The 2,970-nt window shown below is 68.6% G+C and carries 3 protein-coding genes; all 3 read right to left on the bottom strand.

The window, feature by feature from the left end; translation table 11 throughout:
• Nucleotides 1–1,260, bottom strand: a 1,260-nt coding sequence (locus J7E68_RS05225) for an FtsK/SpoIIIE domain-containing protein (protein WP_251048666.1), incomplete at its 3' end; no start/stop codon positions are given.
• 58 nt (nt 1,261–1,318) lie between these two features.
• Complete coding sequence (locus tag J7E68_RS05220) at nt 1,319–2,116, bottom strand: protein phosphatase 2C domain-containing protein (protein WP_215170504.1); 798 nt, start codon at nt 2,114–2,116, stop codon at nt 1,319–1,321.
• Between the two features lie 72 nt (nt 2,117–2,188).
• The coding region (locus tag J7E68_RS05215) for an aldo/keto reductase (RefSeq protein WP_215170502.1) at nt 2,189–2,970 on the bottom strand (782 nt) is incomplete at its 5' end.

Below are 2,970 nucleotides of genomic sequence, written 5' to 3'. Positions count from 1 at the left end.
GGTCAGGCTGGACACGCCCCGGCGGTCCCCCTCCTCACTGAGGTCCGTGATGACCGCAGTGACCTGAGGCAGTGCGCGCAACGGCTCGAAGGCCGTGCCGCCCTTGAAGTCGGCGAGGACGAAGGTCACACGTTCCGGTCCATGTCGGGAGGCGATGGCCGTCACCCACGACACCAGCAGCTCGCTCTTGCCGCTCCCGGTCGTGCCGGTCACGGTCGCATGCGGCCCGTCGTCGACGATGTCGAGCACGATCTCGTGACGCTCCCCGCGTCCGATCGCCGCCGGGAGACCATCCGGCGACATAGGCTGGGCGAGTTCCCCGAGTGCCACGAGCGCGGGAATCGCGAGCGACTCCTCGGCGTCCGACCACCTCGACGCGCCGATCACGACAGCCTGAGCGTGAGAGACGAACTCGGCCACGACGTCGACGACCCCTTGCGGCGTGCGCACGGTCGCGTGATCGGGTTCAGCGATGTCGATCACGGTGGTGATTCCCTCAGGGACCTCGTCATCGCTCGCGAGCAGCCAGACCACGGCGTCACTGGCCGGTGGCAGACCTCCACCGCGCGCGAGCCCGAGCCGGAACACATCGCGCTTCGGCTCGCGAGCGTGGGGGAAGCCGGCGATACCCCAGTCGTCGAGATCCTCCCCGACCAGCGCGAGCTGAGCGGTGCCGAACCTGAGGCCCATCTGCACGACGAGCGCTCGGGCCGCCGATGCGACGACAGGACGCGCACCGCGCAACGCGATCCCGCCGCCGATCGGGACGACCACCGGCACACGCTCGATCGTCGAGCACCGGCCGCGAAAGGCCCGTTCCCGCTCGCCGTCACCGCCCGATGCGCGAACCCTGCTTTCTCCTGCGCCGCTGCCGACGACGATCTGCTCGCTCCCGTCGATCGCCGAGACCCCACGCAGCGGAGGGTCGAGAAGCGCTGTCGCCGCATCGGGATGCCGGTGCCAGCGCATCCGGCGCTCCTCATCGTGAAGTCGCGTGAGCTGCGTGTCAGCGGCGACCCACGCCTCGGCGCTCTCCGCCTCGGCGATCCGAAGTGCCTTGCGTCGCGACCTTGCCCCATCGACCAACGAGGCGAGGACCATCAACGGCCCCAGCGCGGCGAAGCACAGCGACAGGATGGATCCGGTCACGAGCCACAGCACCACTCCGGCGGCGACCGGCACGAGAGCTGCCACGAACGGGGTCGGTGGCCTCCGGGGAGAGACGGGAGCTGCGGGGATCGTGATCGATGGCGAGTCCATGCCCACCAGTCGACCCTGAATGGGCGCCTGCTCGGGCCCACTCCACAGGCGTGCAGCCCTATTCGGCGGCGGACTCGATTGTGGAGGAGGGCTCTTCCGCGATCTGGACGATCACGAGGGTCACGTTGTCGCGGCCGCCGTTCTCGAGTGCGGCGGCGAGCATCGCGTCGACGGCGGCCGCCGGGTCGGAGTTCTCGCGCAGGAAGTGCTGGATGCCGTAGTCGGTCAGCTCCTTCGTGAGGCCGTCGGAGCAGATCACGAAGCGGTCGCCCGGCCGCACATCGAGGGTCACGTAATCGGGCGCGGTGAGCTCGCTGGCGCCGACCGCACGTGTGATCACATTGCTGTAGGGGTGACCTTCGGCCTCTTCCGGGCTGATCTTGCCTGCGGCGATGAGCTCCTGTACGACGGAATGATCCGTCGTCACCTGCACGAGACGGTCATCACGCAGCAGGTAGACCCGGGAATCGCCGATGTTGAGCGCGGCCCAGTGCGGCTCTTCGTCTTCGAATTCGAGGAACACGCCGGTGAGCGTCGTTCCGGTGCCTTCGTCCGTGGTCTCGGGATGGTCGGCGATGTCGCCGACTGCCAGCTCGAGTGCGCCCTGGATGGATCCTCGCTCGACGGGTCCCGACGCGACGACGGCCTCGAGGCGCTTGACGGTGCTCTGGCTGGCGATCTCGCCGCCCGCATGCCCGCCCATGCCGTCGGCGACGATGAACAGCGGGTAGTCCGCGAAGAACGCGTCCTGGTTGGTCTCGCGCCGCCGTCCGACGTCTGTGACACCCGCCCAGGACAGCTGCAGCGTGCGCTGCGCAACCGTGACGCTGCGCGTCTTCGTCGTCGTGTCAGACACTCGTCGCCTCCGAAATTCCTGCGGGGCGGGCCGCCCGAGGATACTCACACATCGTAGTGGACACCGTGGCGCTCATACGCGCGCACCCGGGTCGTCGGGAAGGGGGAACAGACTGTCGATGACGGCGAGGTCGTCGGCATCCGGTCGCCAGGCCTCCCCCGCGGTGGCGTTCGCCTCGATCTGATCGGGTGAGGTGGCGCCGGCGATCACACTCGACACCGACGGGTTGGCGAGGAGCCACCCGAACGCCGCCTGCAGCATGGTGATGTCGCGCTGGGCGCAGAAGTCCCGGAACTGATCGAGAGCGTTCCACGGTGCGTCCTCCCAGACATGACGGCGACTCGACATGATGCGACTCCCCGCCGGGCCGCCCTTACGGGTGAACTTGCCGGTCAGCAGACCGTTGTGCAACGGGAAGTACGGGAAGAAGCCCAGACCGTATCGTTCGACGGCCGGGAGCACCTCGCGCTCGGCTGCGCGGGCGAGCAGCGAGTAATGGTTCTGGGCGGAGATGAACCGTCCGGTGTGACGCTCACGCGAGGTGAACTCCGCCTCGGCGACCTGCCACCCCGAGAAGTTCGAGTGCCCGTAGTAGCGGATCTTGCCTTCGCGCACCAGCTCGTCGAGAGCATCCGTCGTCTCGGCGATCGGCGTGTGCTCGTCGGGAAGATGCAGCTGGTACAGGTCGATCCAGTCGGTGCGCAGGCGCCGCAGCGACTCCTCGACCGCGCGGCGGATGTAGCGGCGAGAGCCCCGCCCCGCGGGGAAGTCATACCCCATGTCGCGTTCGTGGCCGAACTTCGTCGCGAGGACGACCCGATCGCGGCGCCCGTCGAGGGCTTCACCCATCAACG

Origin of the sequence: Microbacterium sp. ISL-103, assembly GCF_018613995.1 — a bacterium.
Lineage (GTDB): Bacteria > Actinomycetota > Actinomycetes > Actinomycetales > Microbacteriaceae > Microbacterium.
The sequence above is the reverse complement of the archived record's forward strand: the minus strand, read 5'-3'. Positions and strand labels throughout refer to the sequence as shown.